The following is a 17,911-nucleotide window of genomic DNA, read 5'->3' as shown; positions in this document are numbered from 1 at the left end:
CCTTAACATATACGAGGAAGCTGTTCGCCGGACAGCCAGTCGACGATGCGCCCGCCGCCGAAACGCGTGCTCATCTCGACGAAATTGCGCTCGTCTTCGACGGCATGGCCGATCAGGGCGGCCTCGCGTCCGAGCGGATGGGCGCGCATGGCGCCGAGCAGCGTCTCGGCGGCCTCGGGCGCGCATATCGCCATGAGCTTTCCTTCATTGGCGACATAAAGGGGATCGAGTCCGAGAAACTCGCAGGCCGCGGCGACCTGCGGCTTCACCGGGATCAACTCCTCTTCGACCATGAAGCCGACATTGGACTGATGCGCGATCTCGTTGAGCACCGCGGCGAGGCCGCCGCGCGTCGGATCGCGCATCACCCGCAAGGCGCCGCCCGCCGCGGCGGTCATGACGGCCGTGAGCCCATGGAGCGGCGCCGAGTCGGATAGAATCTCGACGCCGAATTCGAGATTCTCGCGCCGCGACATGATGGCGACGCCATGGTCGCCCATGGAGCCGGAGACCAGCACCGCGTCGCCGGGGCGCGCCTTGTCGCTCGACAGCGACAGGCCGTCCGGCAAGACGCCGACGCCGGCGGTCGAGATGAAGACGCCGTCCGCCTTGCCGCGCTCCACAACCTTGGTGTCGCCGGTGACGATCGGCACGCCGGCGGCGCGCGAGGCCGCGCCCATGCTTTGGGCGATGCGTTGCAAATCGGCGAGGGCGAATCCTTCTTCGATGATGAAGCTCGCGGAAAGATATTTCGGCGTCGCGCCGGCCATGGCGATGTCGTTGATCGTGCCATGGATGGACAAGGAGCCGATGTCGCCGCCCGGGAAAAACAGCGGCGAGACGACATAGCCGTCGGTCGTCATCACGAGCCGGCCGGTCTGCGCGTCGAGCGACGCCTGGTCGTCGTTGCGGCGCAGCCAGTCATTGCCGAAGGCCTCGTGAAAAATATCGGCGACGAGCTGCGCCATGGCGCGCCCGCCCGAGCCATGCGAGAGGTCGACGCGGCCGTTCTTCACGTCGAGCTTGCGCTGAACGGGCTTCATGACGAGGCTCATGAGGCCGCCCTTTCGATGCGCGCCCGGCTGCGGTCGCGAAACCGCCCATAAGCGTAATGCGCCGCGCAGGAGCCCTCCGACGACACCATGCAGGAGCCCATCGGCGTCTCGGGCGTGCAGAGAGAGCCGAAGAGCTTGCAGTCCGTTGGCTTTTTAGCGCCGCGCAGAATCGCGCCGCATTCGCAGGCCGGATTGTCTGCGGCCGCGACGGTGCGAACGCCGAAGCGCCGCTCGGCGTCGAAATCGGCAAAGGCGTCGGAGAGGCGAAGCGCGCTCCGCGGCACGAGGCCGAGCCCGCGCCACTCGAAACTGTCCCGCAATTCGAAGACTTCGTCCATTTCCCTTTGCGCCCGGACATTGCCGTCGCGCGTCACGGCGCGGACATATTGGTTCTCGATCGCGCAGCGGCCGTCATTGATCTGGCGGACGAGCATCAGGATCGACTGCATCACGTCGAGCGGCTCGAAGCCGGAGATCACGACGGGCTTGCGATAGTCGCGCGCGACGAATTCATAGGGCCGCGCGCCGATCACCGTGCTGACATGGGCGGGGCCGACGATCCCGTCGAGCGGCGTCGCCCCGTCGCCCTCGCCCGCCAATATGGCGCGCATGGCGACGGGCGTCAGCACGTGATTGCAGAAGACCGAGAAATTGCGCAGCCCTTTCGTCTTTGCTTGCTTGATCGCGAGCGCTGTCGGCGGCGTCGTGGTCTCGAAGCCGATTGCGAGGAAAACCACTTCCCGCGTGGGCTCCGCCTCGGCGATGCGCAGCGCGTCGAGCGTCGAATAGACCATGCGGATATCCGCGCCCGCCGCGCGCGCCTTCAGAAGACTCGCGCCGCGAGACGCCGGCACGCGCATCAGATCGGCATAGGTGCAGAGCGTTACGCGCGGATCGGATGCGAGCTTGATCGCATCGTCGATGCGGCCCACGGGCAGGACGCAGACCGGACATCCGGGGCCATGGATCATCACGACGTTCTTCGGCAGCATGTCCTCGACGCCATAGCGGGAAATGGCATGCGTATGCCCGCCGCAAAACTCCATGAGGCGGTAGTCCCGGCCGGGATCGACCTCGGCGGCGATCGTCGCCGCGACGCCTTTCGCGAGACCGGGATCGCGATATTCGTCCACATATTTCATGACGGCGTCTCCATCGCCGCGGCGTCGCGCAACAGCGCCAGGGTGCGCTCGGCCTCTCCGGCGTCGATCTTCGTCAGGGCGTAGCCGACGTGAACGACGACGAAATCGCCGACCGCGACATCGTCCACGAGCGCGACGCTGACCGTCTTGGACACGCCGCCCATATCGATGCGGGCCATGCCGTCGTCGAGAAGCTCCGTCACCTGCGCGGGGATCGCTAGACACATAGGGTAAGATCCTGGAGATTTCGAGATTGCGCGAGCGCGCGCGCCATCGCCGCCTGGCCGAACGAAAGGCCGCCGTCGTTCGGCGGCAGCTTTCGCGCGAGCAGAGGCCGCAAGCCGAGGTCTTTCAGCCGCGCCGTCAGCCCTTCGGCAAGAATGCGATTCATCATGCAGCCTCCGCCGAGCGCGACAATATCGAGGCGCTGCGCCGTCGCCGCCCTTGCGACGAATTGCGCGAGTCCTTCGATGAGCGCGCCGTGAAAAAGCTCCGCGCCCTCGCGCGGACTCATGCGTCTTTCGGCCAGCGCGTCGAGAAGCGGCAGAAAATCGAGTTCATCGTCCGCGAGCCGGAAGCCATTCTCCATCTTGCGCGGCGTGACGACAAGCGCCTCCATCTCCATCGCCGCCTGGGCTTCGTAATGCTGGCGCGCCGAGAGTCCGAGGAGCGCCGCGGCGGCGTCGAAAAGGCGGCCCATGCCGCTCGTCACCGGCGGCGCATATCCTTGTTTCATGAGTCGCGCCATCTCCAGCGCGCGCGGCTCATCCGCAAAGAAGCGCGCCGCCGCGTCGAGCCGCCCGAGCTTCGCGAGCGCGCCGACGCCCATCCGCCAGGGCTCGCGCGCGGCGCGGTCGCCGCCCGGCGCCGGCAGCGGCGCGAGTCCGCCCAGCCGTCGCCATGACGCGCGGTCGAGACGCATCAATTCGCCGCCCCAGGATTGTCCGGCGTCGCCAAGCCCATGTCCGTCGAGCGCCAGACCAAGCGCCGGCGCCTCGATGCGATGCTCCGCGAGAATGGCGGCGAGATGCGCCGCGTGATGCTGCGTGCGGATGAGCGGAAGGCGCTGCTCCTCGGCCCAGCGCGTCGAATGATAATCGGGATGGAGATCGCAGGCCACGATCTCCGGCGTCACGTCGAGAAGCTCGATGAGCCGCTGCGCGGTCTCGCGATAGAAACGCCCCGTCGCGGCGTTTGAGAGATCGCCGATATGCTGGGAGACGAAAGCCTCGCGTCCGCGCGCCACCGTGACCGTCGCCTTGAGATGCGCGCCGGCGGCGACGACGCAGGGACCGTCGGCGCCAAGCTCGATCGGCTCCGGCACGAAGCCGCGCGCGCGGCGCAGAAAAGCCGGCGCGCCGGCGACGACGCTCACCACCGAATCGTCAATGCGCGTCACGATCTCGCGATCATGCGTCACGACGAGATCGGCGATGTCGGCGAGGCGCGCCCGCGCCTCGTCATTGTCCTTCACCAGCGGATCGCCGCCGAGATTGGCGCTCGTCGCGACAAGAACCAGTTCTTGCGGCTCCTCGCGCCAGTCGCCCGTCGCGGGCGCGCCCGCCGCCGCGTGAAAGATGAGATGATGCAGCGGCGTATAGGGCAGCATGACGCCGATGCGATTCAAGCGCGGCGCAATGGCGTCGGCGAGAACGCCCGCGCTTTGCATCAGCACGATGGGCCGCGCCACATCCTGAAGCAGCGCGAGCTCCTGTTCCGTCGCGCGCGCAATCGTCGCGACCGAGGCGGCATTGGCGGCCATCGCCGCGAAGGGCTTGGCGTCGCGCGCCTTGCGGCGGCGCAATTCCTCCACCGCCTCGCCGTTCCGCGCGTCGCACATCAGATGAAAGCCGCCGACGCCCTTTGCCGCGACGATCTTGCCGGCGCGCAGCGCCGCGACGATCTCCGCCAGCGAAGAGGAGAGCCTTGGCCCACAGGCCGGACAGCAGAGCGGTTCGGCGTGAAAGCGGCGACGGTTTGCCGGATCACGATAGTCGCGCGCGCAATCGTCGCACATGGCGAAGGGCGCCATGGAAGTCTGCGCGCGATCATAGGGAAGCCGCCGCGTCAGCGTATAGCGCGGCCCGCAATGCGTGCAGGCGACGAAAGGATAGAGATGAAAGCGGCTCGCGGGATCGAAGAGATCTTCCAGGCAATCGTCGCAGACGCCGGCGTCGGGCGCGATGCGCGTCGCGCTCCTGCCGCCGACGGATTCGAGAATGACGAAATTCGACGATTCGCGCGGCGCGAGCTCCTCGACCTCGATCGCGTCGACGCGCGCGAGCGGCGGCGGACGACGCGACAGCGCATCGAGAAATGCGTCAATGCGTTCGCCCTGCACTTCGAGCAGCACGCCGGCTGCGTCATTCCTGACAAAGCCGTCGAGGCGCAGGCGCGTCGCGAGGTCATAGACGAAAGGCCGGAAGCCGACGCCCTGCACCGCGCCGCGCACGCGCACCCGCAGGCGGCGCGGCGTTGTCCGAGCGGCGACCGCTTGGGCCATTCGCTTTACTCCGCGACCGCCATGCGCGCGGCGCGCGCTTCGATCCAGGCGTAAAAGGCCTTCATGCCCTCGCCGGTGCGCGCCGAAACGACCAGCGTCTGCAGATCGGGATTGACCGTGAGCGCCGCCGCCATGCAGGCGCCGACGTCGAAATCGAGATGCGCCAGAAGATCGGACTTGTTGAGCAGCATCAGATCGGCGGCGGCGAACATGTCGGGATATTTGAGCGGCTTGTCCTCGCCTTCCGTCGCCGACAGCACGACGACCTTATGCGCCTCGCCGAGATCGAAGGCCGAAGGGCAGACGAGATTTCCGACATTCTCGATGAAGAGCAGCGCGTTCTTCTCCGGCGCGAGCGTGTCGATCGCATGGCCGACCATATGGGCGTCGAGATGGCAGCCCTTGCCGGTGTTGATCTGCAGGGCGCGCGCGCCGGTCGCGCGAATGCGCTCGGCGTCGTTCGACGTCTGCTGATCGCCCTCGATCACGACGATCTCGCGGCGCGCCTTCAAATCCTCGATGGCGCGCACGAGAAGGCTGGTCTTTCCGGAGCCGGGGCTGGAGACGAAATTCAGCGCGAAATTGCCGTTCGCCGCCAGACGATGGCGGTTCTCGCGCGCATAGGCGTCGTTCTTGGAAAGAATGTCGCGCTCGATCCTGACGATCCGCTCCTGGCTCAGGCCGGGCGCATGAACGCCGGCAAGCCCCGCGCCGTAATGGATCGAGTCGCCGCCATGGGCGTGATGGTCATGGTCATGGTCGTGAGCATGATGGTCGTGGTCATGGTCGTGATGATGATGATCATGGCCAGCGTGCGTATGTGCATGCGCGTCGCGCTTTTGGGCCTTGTCCGAATCCTCGACGGCGCTTGTTCCGCAGCCACAGACAGTGCACATCAGGAGACCTCCAGTTCGATGAGGCGAAAATCGTCGCCGCGCGTCACTTGAACGCGATGGCGTCCGCATTCGGGACAGGCGCCGAAGCGCTCCGTCAACGCGACTTCCTTGCCGCAATCGAGACACCAGCCGGCGCCGGGAACGTCCAGCAAATCGAGGGCGGCGCCTTCGCATATCGAGCCGCGAACGACCGCGTCGAAACAGAAACGCAAAGCGTGCGGATCGACATGGCTCAGCGCGCCGACGGCGACGCGCAGGACGGCGACGCGGCGCGCGTCGGCCTTGCGCGCTTCCTCTTCGGCGAGATCGACGAGAGCTTCCATCAGCGACATCTCATGCATGCTGCGCCTCGCGAATTCGGATATTGCAGGATGCGCAGGGATCGAACAGAGCCGCAAGCGTTGCGACAAACCGCCGCGGATCGGCGACGTTGAGCCTCGCCGCCGCAAGCGCCCGGGCGAAAGGCCCGGCGGGATGGAAATTCCATTCCGTCGGCGCAAGAATATCATATGCCGCCACCGCGCCCGAAGCGTCGATTTCGACGCGGTGGCACAGAAATCCGCGCGGCGAGTCCACCATTGCGAAGCCCTCGCCGGGCCGGTTCGAACGCGCGACGAGGAGGTCTTCCTCGTCCGCCAGAAGCTGCTTGCTCCCCAGCGCGTTCAAGGCGTGCGCGATATCGTACAGGCGCGCCTGGAGCCTTCCCGCCAGCAGGCCGATATCGCCGCGCGGGAAAGAGAAGCGCCGTGCGAAAGCGCCCGTTTCGACGATGCGTTGCGGCAGATGCGGGCGCGCGAGAAAATCCGCGTTTCGCTCACAGAGGGCGTCATGCACCGTCTCGGCGTCACGAAGAGCGAGAAAATCCGCGCCCTCTTGCGCGCGCGCGTGCTGCGCATATTGCGCGACGTCGCGCCACAATTCGGCGAACCACCCCTGCGGGCCTTGCGCCGAATCCGGCGACGCGCCGATTTCGCTTGCCGCCTCTTTCAGCGTCGCGTGAAGAGAAGCCCCATTTTCCTCGTCGGCGGCGCGGGCGGCGGCCAGCGCCCTGCGCAAGGCGGGAAGACATGCGAGGCGCCTCGGGTCGTTCTTCTCGCCGGGCCAGTCCAGCACGCTGGCGCGCAAATGTTCCGCAATGCGCTCGGCGTAGAGCATGCGCCTCCAGCGCCGATGCAAGGCGTCGGGCGCGGATTGCGATTGCGCCGCCGCCACCGCCGCTTCGCTGGCGATGCGCTGCGAGGCGGCGCAGAGGGTGAAGACGGAGCCGATGACGCGCGGCGCGTCATGCGCGGCCTTGCCGTGGAGCAGCCGCGCGGCGTCGACCTGGCGTCGCGGCGCGATTCTCGCCTCTCCGACTCTGTCCTCGATGCGCGTCACCTCGACGCCGATGCTTGTCGACATCTCTCCCCGCTCGCTCATGGCGCGACAGTCGCTTCGTCGCGCTTCGCGCCGAAAAGGAGCGAACGCCGATCCAGCATGGCGGGTCTTTGCGCCGCGGCGTCGCGCGCATCCGCCGGCGCGGGCTCGAATAATTCCGCGAGCGCGGCGACGGCCACGGCGCGCGCTGCGGCGTGATCGGCAAAGCCGTCCATCGGAGAAAAGAGCGAGCAGCTATCGACGCGGCCGAAGCCGTCAAGCCGTCCGACGATAAAGCCCACGCGCCCGGCGGGCAGCGGCCAATGCGCCGTCTCGCCCGGGGGCCTCGGCGGAAGCTCCTCGGCGCCCGAGGCGCAGACCGTGAGATTCATGAACCAGGGCGTGAGAATGACGCCGAGCGCATGGCCGCCATAGGGCCGGAAGCCGATCGCCTCTATCTCGAGCGCCGGATTGCAGATCGGCAGATCGCGCATCGCCTCGTGCGCGCGCCGATAGCGGTCGACGAGCCGCGCGCCGGCGCAGATCGCCGCCTCGCGCGCGGGATCAACCGTCGCGCTCATCGGCAAGCCTCATGAATCTCGTTCGCGGCGCGTCGCAATTGGGACAGCGCCAATCCTGCGGCAATGCGCTGAAGGATACGCCGGGCGGAATCTGCCAGACTTCGTCGCCAAGCGCGGGGTCATAGACATGCCAGCACACGCCGCATTCCATTTTGGCGTCGACTTCGGCCTCGCGCGGCGCGTCGAAATTCTCGAAGCTCATTGGAAATAGGCCTCGTAAATTTCGCGGAGCCGCTCGCTCGAGTCGCGGAAATCCTCGGTCGCCGCGAGCGCCGCGACGGGCACGCCGCCGATTTCGAGCGTATCGAGGATGATCTCGTCCATGGCGTTGAAATATTGCACGGACCAGACGTGGCGAGTCGCCGTCGCATGAATGCGGCATTTGCCATAGCCGCGCGACAGGAGGCCGACGGGCCCTTGCCCGAGCGAAGCCTGCAGAAAGCCCATATCCTCCGGCGTCATCGGAAACAGCATGAAATTGACGATATGCGCCTTGTCTCCCAGCGCGAAGGCCACGACGCGCGCGCGGATTTCCGCGAGCAGCGGCATGACGTTCATTGCGCCCTCGGGCGCATCGCCGAATGAAACGTCGCGCGCATTGGCGATCGCCGCGCGCTTCACGACCTCGGGAACGGCGCCGACCTCGAGATAATCGCCGACCAGCCGCTCGTCGGCGCCGGTGAAGCGCACGCGCCAGAGGCCCGCCATCGTCGATTCCGCAATTTGCGCGGTGACGCCGTCGGGCAGCGCGACGACGCCGCTCACTTCGCCCGCGCCGAGCGCCTGACCGAGAAGCTCATGCTCGTCGGCGTCGCGGTCGGTGACGTCAAAGAGAACGCCCGGCTCCTCCGCCTTCTGGCGGGCGAGCGCCTCGGCCACGTCGAGGAGCAGGCCGCCGACGCCGGCGCAGCGGCGAATGAGGTCTTCCGAATCCTTATTCGCGAGCTTGCCGGGGCGCAGCGCCGCGCCGGCGGCGAAGACGTCGTCGAGGCCGATCGGCATGATCGTCATCGCTTCTTCGGCGCCTTCGGGCGCCACCCAGAATCCTGCTTTCATGGGTCACGCTCCGCGATTGAAGGAGATTTCGACCTGCGGCCTTTTCGGACCGGCGAGCGCGGGCGCGGCGGGATCGAGAAAACTTTCGATCTTCGCGATGTAGTCAGCCCAATCCAGGATTTTCGGCAGGACGCCGACCGGCTCGCGCCCGCGCATGACGACAAGGCTTGGCGACACATAAGCGTGAAGCCGAGGCCGCAGCCTTTCTTCCGCCTCGGGCGCGACGACGGCGCCGCGCAGGCGAGGAAAAAAATGCGACAGCAGTTCCGGCAGCGCCACCGCGACATCGCCCGTCTCGGGACGGTTCCCGCCATCGCCGGAGAGGAACAGCAGAGCCTGCGCGCGCTCCTTCGATACGCCATCGAGAAATTCGTCGATGCTCAGATCGTCGACGAGCGGCAGCCGCGCCCGTTCGATCAGGCGCCGCAGCAAGGGCGACATCGGCCATTCCTCCCATTTTCTTTTTTGGAGGCGTTGCAATGTGGGCGCCAAGGCGGGACCCGCGCCTCATGCGCTTCAAACTACTAGAATATAAAGATTTTATGAGAACAGAAATTTGTATGGCGGCTCCAAGCTGGAATCCTCCTTATACGTATGGCAAGAATCTTTCCAGATTAGCAAGGTGTTCTGCCGATCGTTGGCGGCGATCTCGGCGGCGCGGAGGCGCAATTCCTGACCCGGACGCGCGCAATTGTTCTCGTCATCGATTCGCAGGCGGAAGCGCCCGCCGATCCCGCGCTTGTGCGCGACGTGTTGGGTTTGACGCTTGGCGAAGCGCGTTTGGCCGCTCTCGTCGCGACCGGCCTTGCGCCGAAATCGGCGGCCGAAAAGCTGGGCGTCACGGAAAACACCGCGCGCGCCGTGCTCAAAAGCGTGTTCGCCAAAACCGGCGTCTCCCGCCAGAGCGAGCTTGCCGCGCTATTGACGAAATTGGTTCTGCGGTGAGGCGTGCGCGGCCGGCTTCTCCTGCGTCGGAAAATCGATCCGCCGGCGCTGAACGAGAGTTGATGCGACGAGACGATCCCGCAAATGATCGCGATCCTCGCGGCTTTCACGGCGAGGAACAAAAAGCGACGGTGAAGGTCGCCGCAAAGGCGTGGGCTCATGCGCGCGCCGCGGGCCGGACTTTTGATGCAACTACAGATTGGGAAAGCGCGGGCTCGCGCGACTCTGGCGGAACCGACCCTCATCACGCGCGTTAAGCTGAAATGACGCCATGGCCGCGCCGGGAGCCGGCGCGCGAGCCGTCTTCCAAGGCGACATCGACTCCCTACCCCTGGAATGGCGGCGACGGAAGAGGCAGCCAAGTGAACAATCCTATCGAAGACGCGCAAGCGCCGGACACGACGCCGCGCCCGCGCCCCAAACGTCAGCAGCGCGCGCTCGACATTCTGGTGGTCGAGGACGAGTCGATCATCGCGAAAGACATAGAGCTGATCGTGAACGATCTCGGCCACCGGGTCATCGGCCCGGCGCGCACGCATGAGGAAGCGCTGTCGCTCGCCTTGAAGGCGCGGCCCGCCGTGATCGTCGCCGACGTCAAGCTCGCCGATGGCAGCTCGGGAATCGTGGCGGTGGACGAAATGCTCAAAAGCATCGACGCCTCGGTCATTTTCGTCACGGCCGTGCCGCAATGGCTGCAGACCGGCGAATTGGAGCCGGTTCTGGTGATCCCGAAGCCCTATTCCGTCGGCGACGTCAAGGCCGCGATCGCGCAGGCGACCACGCGGCGTTCGCAATCGATGGAAATCATCATGGCGACGAAATCCGCCGTCAGCCGGCTCACGCGAAAGCAATAGCAGCCGCGCAAACCATGCGGCGATCCTTCGCGGCGGCCCCCCTCGCGGGGCGGCCGCCAATCGCCTATTTAAGGCTGCATAACACCAAAACTTTCGAGGGAGGGAAGATGTACAAGAAGATTCTCGTGCCCGTGGATCTGGGCGAATCGGAGATGGCGAAGCTGGCGCTCGACGCCGCGCAGGCGCTCGCCGAAACCGACCCGGCCTCGCAGTTGCGGCTCATCAACGTTCAACCGCTCGTGCCGGTCGCCTTCGTCGACTACATTCCGCCGAATTTCGACGAGGAGATGCGCGAAGTCGCGGAAAAGGACCTTACCGATATGTCGCAGAAGGTTGATCTGCCGCGCGGGCGGGTCTCCTCGACCGTGCGCTTCGGCGCCGTCTATCCGGAGGTGCTGGCCGAGGCCGAGGATTGGGGCGCGGACCTCATCGTCGTCGGCTCGCATCGTCCCACCATGGCGACCTATCTTCTCGGCTCCAACGCCAAGACCATCGTCCGCCACGCCAAATGCTCGGTGCTGGTGGTGCGGCAATAGGCGCGGCTGGCAGGTCGAGGGGGCGGGGGATAGACTGTCGGACATGGTTCGATTCGCGCCCCTGCCGCTCTTCTCCTGCCTCGCGGCCTTCATCCTGTCGTCGCCCGCCGCCGCGGCGGGAAAGGATGCCATTAAACGCGGGGCGGCGATCGCGAAGGTCAATTGCGGCCATTGCCACGCGATCGGCCGCGCCGGCGAGAGCCCCAACCCGAAATCGCCGCCCTTCCGCTATCTCGCCCGCAAATATCCGCTTCATAATCTGGAGGAGGCGCTGGGCGAGGGCATTGTCGTCGGCCATGAGGGGCTGGAGATGCCGCAGTTCCGCTTCGGCGCGAAGGAGGTCGAGGCGCTGCTCGCTTATTTGGGATCGATCCAGAAGCCTTAGCTTGCTTCCGGCCCGGCGGGGGCGGATCGCCGCGCGCGGCCGCAGGCCGCCTTTGCGCTCGGGGAAAGGCTGGTCTAAAACCTCCGGAAAGCAGCCGAGGAACAGATGTCCGCCATCCCTGATTTCACCAAGATCCCTTTCGCCGCCGCCAATGTCGCGCAGGAGGCGCCGCTCCGTAGCTGGCTGACGCCCGAAGGGATCGAGGTGAAGAGCGCCTATGGGCCGCAGGACGTCGAGGGCCTGTCCTTCATCGACGGCTATCCTGGCGTCGCGCCCTTCGTGCGCGGGCCCTATCCGACCATGTATGTCGCCCAGCCCTGGACGATCCGCCAATATGCCGGCTTTTCCACGGCCGAGGATTCGAACGCCTTCTACCGCCGCAACCTCGCCGCCGGCCAGAAGGGCCTGTCGGTCGCCTTCGACCTCGCGACCCATCGCGGCTATGATTCAGACCATCCCCGCGTCATGGGCGATGTCGGCATGGCGGGCGTCGCGATCGACTCGATCTATGACATGCGCACGCTTTTCGACGGCATTCCGCTCGATCAGATGTCCGTGTCCATGACCATGAACGGCGCCGTGCTGCCGGTTCTCGCGCTTTTCATCGTGGCGGCGGAAGAGCAGGGCGTCTCGGTCGACAAGCTCACCGGCACGATCCAGAACGACATTCTCAAAGAATTCATGGTGCGCAACACCTATATCTATCCGCCGGAGCCCTCCATGCGGATCGTGTCGGACATTTTCGCCTATACCTCGCAGAATATGCCGAAATTCAACTCGATCTCGATTTCCGGCTATCACATGCAGGAGGCCGGCGCCTCCGCCGACCTCGAATTGGGCTACACGCTGGCCGACGGCGTGGAATATGTGCGCGCTGGCGTCGCGGCGGGGCTCGACATCGACGCCTTCGCGCCGCGCCTGTCCTTCTTCTTCGCCATCGGCATGAATTTCTTCATGGAGGTCGCAAAGCTGCGCGCCGCGCGCCTGCTCTGGGCGCGGCTCATGAAGGACTTGGGCGCCAAGTCGGAGAAAAGCCTGACCCTGCGCACGCATTGCCAGACTTCCGGCTGGTCGCTCACCGCGCAGGACGTTTACGTCAATTCGATTCGCACTTGCGTCGAGGCCATGGCCGCTACGCAGGGCCACACCCAGTCGCTGCACACCAATGCGCTGGACGAGGCGCTGGCGCTGCCGACCGATTTCTCGGCCCGCATCGCCCGCAACACGCAGATCGTCCTTCAGCAGGAAAGCGGCACGACGCGCGTGATCGACCCCTGGGGCGGCTCCTATTATGTCGAGCGCCTCACGGCGGAGCTCGCCAAGAAGGCCTGGGAGCATATTGAGGAGATCGAGGCGCTTGGCGGCATGGCCAAGGCGATCGCGGCCGGCGTGCCCAAGCAGCGCATCGAGGAGGCCGCCGCCAAGACGCAGGCGCGCATCGACAGCGGGACGCAGGTGGTCGTCGGCGTGAACAAATACCGGCCCGAGAACGACGCCAAGCCGAATGTCCTCAAGGTCGACAACGCCGCCGTGCGCGCCGCGCAGCTCGACAAGCTCAAGCGCCTGCGCGCCGAGCGCGACGAGGCGCGGGCGCAGGCCGCGCTGAACGCGCTGACGGAGGGCGCGACCTCCGGCGCCAATCTCCTCGACCTCGCCGTGAAGGCGGCGCGCGCCAAGGCGAGCGTCGGCGAAATCTCCTATGCGCTGGAAAAGGTCTTCACGCGCCACAAGCCCAAGGCCAACGTGATTTCGGGCGTTTACGCGAAAGAGGCCGGCAAGGACAGCGCGCAGGTCGGCCGCGTCGTCGGCATGACGCGCGACTTCGAAGAGAATACCGGCAAAAAGCCGCGCATCCTCGTCGCCAAGATGGGCCAGGACGGCCATGATCGCGGCCAGAAGGTCATCGCCTCGGCCTTCGCCGATATGGGCTTCGACGTCGTGATCGGCGATCTTTTCGCCACGCCCGATGAGGTGGCGCAGAAAGCGAAGGAAGCCGACGTGCATATTGTCGGCGTCTCGACCATGACCGCCGGCCATCTGACGCTCACGCCGGAATTGCGCGACGCGCTGGCGCACGTCGGCCGCGAGGACATTATGATGGTCGTCGGCGGCGTCATTCCGCCGGACGATTTCCAGGCCCTCTACGATTTCGGCGCCGCGGCGATCTTCCCGCCGGGCACGAACATTCCAGCCGCCGCCGAGCAGCTCCTGCACGAGCTGAACATCCGGCTGGGCTTCGCGCAGCGGGAGTTGGCGAAGGCGGGGTGATCGCAGGTTGAAGACGCCGGCCTCATTCCCTCTCCCCGCGAGCGGGGAGAGGGCCAGGGTGAGGGGCAAGCGGCGACATGCGCGCCGGGACTTCGACGGCGTTCCTGCGCCATATCCTGACGATTCCTAATGCGGCCCCGCGAGCGGGGAGGGGGCTAAGGCGTGTAATCTTCGAGGGGCGGAGAGGTCTCTTCAGACCGGCGAAGAGAACCCTCTTGCCGCCGCGCCGCTCCATCGCCATTTGCAGGGCGCCGCCGCGCCGGCGGCTGTTCGAGGCCATCCATGACTTTCATGTTCGACGCCGCGCTGGCGGCGTTGCGCGAGATTCTCTCGCCGCCCTTCCGCAACGTGCTCTTCAAGAGCCTCGGAATGACCTTCCTGTTTCTGGCGCTGGCCTGGGTCGGTCTCGACAAACTGGCTTTGTCCTATCTCGCGGTCGATCATCCATGGCTGCAGATCGCGCTGACTTACGCCACAGGCGTGGGCCTGTTCCTCTTTCTCGCTTTTTTCCTCGGCCCGATCTCGGTGCTGGTCGCCGGCCTCTTTCTCGACGATCTCGCCGATGTCGTCGAAGCCGATCTTTATCCGCCGGGCGAGGGCGGGCGGGCCATCCCCGCTTCGCAGGCGATCCTCATGGGCCTGCGGTTCGCCGCCGTCTCGGCGGGCGTCAACGTCATTGCGCTGTTCCTGCTGCTCCTGCCGGGAATCAACGCGATCGCCTTCCTGCTGGCCAACGCCTATCTGCTGGGACGCGAATATTTCCTCTTCGCCGCCACTCGCTTCCGGACGCTGGAGGAGGCGACGGAATTGCGCCGCCGCTATGCGCCGCAGCTCTTTCTGGCGGGCCTGTTCATCGCGGCCTTCGTCGCGACGCCGGGCCTCAACGTGTTGACGCCGCTCTTCGGGGTCGCCTTCATGTCGCGCATCCACAAAATGCTGTCGCGCGGGAGCGCGCGCTGGGCGGAGAGGTAGTGATGCCCGCGCCAAGCGCTTGGGCTCGAACGCGCAACGCGCTTGCGCGTCATTGCGGGGAGCGCCGGCGACGAAGCGCTTTAGAGCCCTGATGTGGCCCCGGATTGCTTCGCCGCTATTGCGAAGTCGGGTATGCCCGACTTCGAGAAACCGCTCGCAATGACGGCCGAGATGGCTGACTCTCTGGACTCAGGCCCCCAGGCGCTGCGCCTGATACTGGCCGGTCTTGCGATAGCGATAGAGATAGGTCGGCGCGATCGCTTCGATGGACTGCGGCTGAATGCCGAGCCCCTGCAGCGTGCGGCCCTCCCTGATGGCGGCTTCGCTCACGACATTGTCGTGCTTGAGCAGCTCCACCTGATCGCCGGTCATGCGGAGAAGCGTCGGGAAGAGGCCGAATGACAGCCTGGTGAAGAGCTGAGTGACCGAGGCGACGAGCTTGCCGGTCGAGAAGGAAAGCTTCGCCACGCGGCGATCGCGACCGGTGACCTTCAGCACATAATCAATCAGCGCCGCGAAGGTCTTCACCTCCGGCCCGCCGAGCTCATAGATCGCTCCCGCCTTGGCCTCTCCCGCGACGGCCTTGGCCACGGCCTCGGCGACGTCGCCCACATAGACCGGCTGGAACCTGGTTTCCGCGCCGACGACCGGGATCACCGGAAAATAGCGCGCCATGGCGGCGAAGCGGTTGAAGAACTGATCCTCGATCCCGAACACCACCGAGGGGCGCAGGATGACGGCGGAAGGAACGGCTGCGAGAATCGCCGCCTCGCCCTCGGCCTTGCTGCGGGCGTAGGCGGAGGCGGAGCTCGGATCTGCGCCGATCGCGGAAATGTGAACGAGATTGTCGATTCCCGCCGCCCTGGCGGCCTCGGCGATGACCTTCGCGCCCTCGGCCTGAACCTTGGAGAATTTCTGCGCGCCGCCCTCCGCCAGAATCCCGACGAGGTTCACCACGGCCGAGGCCCCGCGCAGCGCCGCCGCAACCGATTCGGGATGGCGCACATTGGCCTGAACCGCCATGACCTGGCCGACGCGCCCCTGCGGCTGCAGATGGAAGGCGAGGTCCGGCCGGCGGCAGGCGATGCGCACGCGCCAGCCGTCCCGGGCCAGCGCCCGCACGACATAGCGCCCGATGAAGCCCGACCCGCCAAACACCGTCACCACGCGTCCCGCGCCCATGTTCACGCCGCTCATCGCTTTATGCTCCATTCGCCGCGCCGGCGTCGCCGGCTTGCAAAATTTGTCGCCCGTGCTCTAGCGAAATTCCGCCCGGAAGGAAATGCGGCGCCGGACGGCGCTCGGGGTTCTTTTTGAACGCCCGCGCGCTTTTTGGCGACGCCCGCATTGACAGGACAGGGCCGGCGCCCCTAAGAGAGCGCCCACATGCCCAGGTGGCGGAATTGGTAGACGCGCTGGTTTCAGGTACCAGTGGTGAAAGCCGTGGAGGTTCGAGTCCTCTCCTGGGCACCATCAATCCAGATGTGCTAGTCTCATCAGGACCTTACTGATTTTGTAAGGGTTGCATTGGTCCCGCTGCCACACAAGGCAGCCACACAATGATCCTGAGAATGACAAGTCCCTGGAAGCATCCAAAGACCGGCGTCTTCTATTACCGTCAGCGGCCCCCCGGCCGCCGTTCTCACCCGAATGCAGGGGGAGCGATTGCCCCTCACCGTGGATGGATTGCGCGTAAGCATCCAGGTCCGGGATACCGTCGCGGTGTCCCTGAGGACGAAAGAGATCGGCAAGGCCAAGGAACGCTTCCGCGACGTTTCAACGCAAATCCATCGCCTGTATCAGTCTTTCGACGAGGGGGCCGTGGCGCTCTCCCATGAGCAAATCATGCAACTTGCCGGGGAGTGGTATCGAACGCTCGTGAGCCGCTACGCGGACCGTCGTCGGAAGCAAGGCGAGTCCCCCGCACGGCGGATAGTCGCCCGCTGCGACCACCTACCCCCTCCCGCATAGAGCGCCCTTCAGCGTCCCGCCGCCCATCAGGCGGGGCGTCTGCTTTCGCGCGTCTGTCCGCGACATGCTCTCGCAGGGCTCTGGGGTAGGCGATGTGGCGGCCGTGGCGGGACTCTCGCGGCAGACTGTCTACCGCATTAGGGACGATGCGGCCGGCGCTGAAATGGCTCTTGCCGAATGGGGCTTGTGAGCGCGGCATACCGACGCCACGGGGTAGCCAATGGACCGCGACGGCCGTTAAGCGGTCCGCGAATGTTTTAAGTGTGCGTGACTGGATCAGTGCTTTTTGTTCCGAGTGCGCCGCACCCAGGCTGCATCGGGGTTTTCGTTCCGGATCGTCGGGTAACGTAGCGGAACGCAACGCTGCGCGGTTCGGCCAACACTGTCTCGCAAGCGCCCACAGTAACACTTTATCGACCTAGCGTTCTGTGCCAGAGATCAATCACAAAGCGGCAGCAATAAAGCTTACTTCTGGTAAAAGCGCTCCTGCTGCCAAGCTAGGGTCCGCGCGAGGTCTCCAATGAAGCTCAGAAGAAGGCCGATATTGTGGTTGCTATGGCTTCTCAGGATAATAATTTTTATTATAGACTGTTTAACACCCGCAACTCTAAACGTCGCTTTCTGCAACATAATGGTATCATTTATTTCAAAGGACATCGGAATAAATCGGAGAGACCTTTGGCTCATGGCTTTCGTGAGCGTCGCCTTTGCTCTGCTCGCGCCGCTCATCGGCTTACCAATAACACCCGAGGAGTCAGTTTCGATCATCTGGTTTAACCGCGCGATGGTGGCGGCAACCATCCTGATCGTCGCCTATAACCAAGATAAGAGCGCCAAAGCCGAGCGTGAATTGCGCGAAGCAATCCGCGCCCGTGAGGTCTTTCTCGCAACCCTGGCTCACGAACTCCGAAACCCCCTTGCCTCTATACACAATGGCATAGCCACAATGCAGCGGAATCCAAGCCCCGATGAGAGCCGTCGGAAGCTTGTCGAAATCATAAAACGACAGGTTGAACATCTAGTTAGACTTGTGGACGAGCTACTGGAAATCTCCCGGATCAAGGGCGGGAAGATAAAGCTGCGAGCAGAGCTGGAGGACATATCAGTTATCGTGGAAGGCGTTTTGGAGGCCTATCGTTCGCGCTTCGAAGCTGCACATCAGCAAATCTCGCTGAGGGTCCATCAGGACACGTTGATTACTGAAGTCGATCCGGTTCGAATCGCTCAGGTTTTCGCCAATTTGCTCGATAATGCTTCTAAGTTCACGCCGGAAGGCGGCGCGGTCGACTTATCGATTGAGCGAAAAGATGAGTGGGTAGCCATCTCCGTGCGCGATAACGGGCGAGGAATTTCCCCCGACGCGCTGCCTAACATCTTCTCCCTGTTCGCAC

Annotated in this window: 20 protein-coding genes and 1 tRNA gene (1 of these 21 only partly in view); 9 read left to right on the top strand and 12 right to left on the bottom strand. The window is 65.2% G+C overall.

Annotation, left to right across the window (positions count from 1 at the left end):
- Positions 1–2 precede the first annotated feature (2 nt).
- Genes hypE through ACV7JP_RS04485 form a run of 11 tightly spaced genes read right to left on the bottom strand, consistent with a single transcriptional unit; the run spans position 3 to position 9,030 of the window.
- Positions 3–1,055, bottom strand: coding sequence for a hydrogenase expression/formation protein HypE (gene hypE / locus ACV7JP_RS04535; protein WP_457798044.1), 1,053 nt, complete (start codon positions 1,053–1,055; stop codon positions 3–5).
- Entirely contained in the window at positions 1,052–2,197 is a 1,146-nt protein-coding gene (gene hypD / locus ACV7JP_RS04530) for a hydrogenase formation protein HypD (RefSeq protein ID WP_457798043.1), read from the bottom strand. The genes hypE and hypD overlap by 4 nt, the downstream gene beginning before the upstream one ends.
- The gene (locus ACV7JP_RS04525) at positions 2,194–2,424 is read right to left on the bottom strand and encodes a HypC/HybG/HupF family hydrogenase formation chaperone (RefSeq protein WP_457798042.1); all 231 of its coding nucleotides are present in this window, start codon (positions 2,422–2,424) and stop codon (positions 2,194–2,196) included. Before ACV7JP_RS04525 ends, hypD begins: the two co-directional genes overlap by 4 nt.
- Positions 2,415–4,700, bottom strand: coding sequence for a carbamoyltransferase HypF (gene hypF / locus ACV7JP_RS04520; protein WP_457798041.1), 2,286 nt, complete (start codon positions 4,698–4,700; stop codon positions 2,415–2,417). Before hypF ends, ACV7JP_RS04525 begins: the two co-directional genes overlap by 10 nt.
- Positions 4,701–4,705: 5 nt before the next feature.
- Positions 4,706–5,596, bottom strand: coding sequence for a hydrogenase nickel incorporation protein HypB (gene hypB / locus ACV7JP_RS04515; RefSeq protein ID WP_457798040.1), 891 nt, complete (start codon positions 5,594–5,596; stop codon positions 4,706–4,708).
- Entirely contained in the window at positions 5,596–5,937 is a 342-nt protein-coding gene (gene hypA / locus ACV7JP_RS04510) for a hydrogenase maturation nickel metallochaperone HypA (RefSeq protein WP_457798039.1), read from the bottom strand. Before hypA ends, hypB begins: the two co-directional genes overlap by 1 nt.
- Positions 5,930–6,997, bottom strand: coding sequence for a nickel-dependent hydrogenase large subunit (locus ACV7JP_RS04505; RefSeq protein ID WP_457798038.1), 1,068 nt, complete (start codon positions 6,995–6,997; stop codon positions 5,930–5,932). Before ACV7JP_RS04505 ends, hypA begins: the two co-directional genes overlap by 8 nt.
- Positions 6,998–7,011: 14 nt before the next feature.
- Positions 7,012–7,533 (bottom strand): [NiFe]-hydrogenase assembly chaperone HybE, encoded by a 522-nt coding sequence (gene hybE / locus ACV7JP_RS04500; protein WP_457798037.1) that lies wholly within the window; start codon positions 7,531–7,533, stop codon positions 7,012–7,014.
- Positions 7,517–7,735, bottom strand: a complete 219-nt coding sequence (locus ACV7JP_RS04495) for a rubredoxin (protein ID WP_457798036.1) — start codon at positions 7,733–7,735, stop codon at positions 7,517–7,519. Before ACV7JP_RS04495 ends, hybE begins: the two co-directional genes overlap by 17 nt.
- Entirely contained in the window at positions 7,732–8,589 is an 858-nt protein-coding gene (locus ACV7JP_RS04490; RefSeq protein WP_457798035.1) for a hydrogenase expression/formation C-terminal domain-containing protein, read from the bottom strand. Before ACV7JP_RS04490 ends, ACV7JP_RS04495 begins: the two co-directional genes overlap by 4 nt.
- Positions 8,590–8,592: 3 nt before the next feature.
- Complete coding sequence (locus tag ACV7JP_RS04485) at positions 8,593–9,030, bottom strand: hydrogenase accessory protein (protein ID WP_457798034.1); 438 nt, start codon at positions 9,028–9,030, stop codon at positions 8,593–8,595.
- A 339-nt stretch (positions 9,031–9,369) separates the two neighbouring features.
- Between ACV7JP_RS04485 and ACV7JP_RS04480 the strand changes: the two genes are divergently transcribed.
- The 6 genes from ACV7JP_RS04480 (at position 9,370) to ACV7JP_RS04455 (ending at position 14,549) form a co-directional block, all read left to right on the top strand.
- Positions 9,370–9,534, top strand: a complete 165-nt coding sequence (locus ACV7JP_RS04480) for a helix-turn-helix transcriptional regulator (protein ID WP_457798033.1) — start codon at positions 9,370–9,372, stop codon at positions 9,532–9,534.
- Between the two features lie 362 nt (positions 9,535–9,896).
- Positions 9,897–10,388: a response regulator gene (locus ACV7JP_RS04475; RefSeq protein ID WP_457798032.1), complete on the top strand. Its 492-nt coding sequence runs from the start codon at positions 9,897–9,899 to the stop codon at positions 10,386–10,388.
- A gap of 107 nt (positions 10,389–10,495) precedes the next feature.
- Positions 10,496–10,924: a universal stress protein gene (locus ACV7JP_RS04470; protein ID WP_457798031.1), complete on the top strand. Its 429-nt coding sequence runs from the start codon at positions 10,496–10,498 to the stop codon at positions 10,922–10,924.
- A gap of 43 nt (positions 10,925–10,967) precedes the next feature.
- Positions 10,968–11,309 (top strand): c-type cytochrome, encoded by a 342-nt coding sequence (locus ACV7JP_RS04465; protein WP_457798030.1) that lies wholly within the window; start codon positions 10,968–10,970, stop codon positions 11,307–11,309.
- Between the two features lie 105 nt (positions 11,310–11,414).
- Positions 11,415–13,577 (top strand): methylmalonyl-CoA mutase, encoded by a 2,163-nt coding sequence (scpA, locus tag ACV7JP_RS04460; protein WP_457798029.1) that lies wholly within the window; start codon positions 11,415–11,417, stop codon positions 13,575–13,577.
- Between the two features lie 282 nt (positions 13,578–13,859).
- Positions 13,860–14,549, top strand: coding sequence for a sulfate transporter family protein (locus ACV7JP_RS04455; RefSeq protein ID WP_457798028.1), 690 nt, complete (start codon positions 13,860–13,862; stop codon positions 14,547–14,549).
- Positions 14,550–14,738: 189 nt separating this feature from the next.
- Here the strand turns inward: ACV7JP_RS04455 and ACV7JP_RS04450 are convergent, their stop codons facing one another.
- Positions 14,739–15,761, bottom strand: coding sequence for a complex I NDUFA9 subunit family protein (locus ACV7JP_RS04450; protein WP_457798027.1), 1,023 nt, complete (start codon positions 15,759–15,761; stop codon positions 14,739–14,741).
- Positions 15,762–15,937: 176 nt separating this feature from the next.
- Between ACV7JP_RS04450 and ACV7JP_RS04445 the strand changes: the two genes are divergently transcribed.
- From ACV7JP_RS04445 to ACV7JP_RS04435, 3 genes are all read left to right on the top strand, one after another.
- A tRNA-Leu gene (locus ACV7JP_RS04445) sits at positions 15,938–16,022 on the top strand.
- A gap of 562 nt (positions 16,023–16,584) precedes the next feature.
- Positions 16,585–16,710 carry a helix-turn-helix domain-containing protein gene (locus ACV7JP_RS04440; protein ID WP_457798026.1) on the top strand — a complete coding sequence of 42 codons (126 nt, stop codon included), beginning with the start codon at positions 16,585–16,587 and terminating at the stop codon, positions 16,708–16,710.
- A gap of 495 nt (positions 16,711–17,205) precedes the next feature.
- Positions 17,206–17,911: the 5' portion of a sensor histidine kinase gene (locus ACV7JP_RS04435; RefSeq protein ID WP_457798025.1), read on the top strand. It continues 182 nt past the right edge of the window; 706 of the gene's 888 nt are visible here — the first part of the coding sequence; the start codon lies at positions 17,206–17,208; its stop codon lies beyond the right edge, outside the window.

The organism is Methylocystis sp. S23 (assembly GCF_054106005.1).
The sequence above is the reverse complement of the archived record's forward strand: the minus strand, read 5'-3'. Positions and strand labels throughout refer to the sequence as shown.